Genomic DNA, 284 nt, shown 5'->3' with positions numbered 1-284 from the left:
AGCAATCATCTGTGTGGGCACTCGTACAGGTTGAGTTCTAACAGCAGATTCTAGTTCGCTAGATGACGCAAACAAATTTAGAGTCTCAATTGAACTGAGTGACCAACGGAAACAAGTTTACTTGTTTCAGCACAGTCAATTCGATATCTCATCTTTTATAGGTGGGAAATCAAAATCAGAATTCAATGAGCATGAAACTTCGGTTTCAAAAAACTTTTAATTGAAGAGTTTGATCATGGCTCAGATTGAACGCTGGCGGCAGGCCTAACACATGCAAGTCGAGC

1 rRNA gene is annotated in these 284 nt (G+C 40.5%); it reads left to right on the top strand.

Annotated features, from left to right (window positions below):
* Positions 1-217: 217 nt before the first annotated feature.
* Positions 218-284: ribosomal RNA gene (locus ACXAH1_RS24775) — 16S ribosomal RNA — on the top strand; the annotation flags it as partial.

It is taken from the genome of Pseudoalteromonas sp. AWH4_217, assembly GCF_056161105.1.
This window is presented reverse-complemented; position numbering and strand designations above follow the sequence as displayed.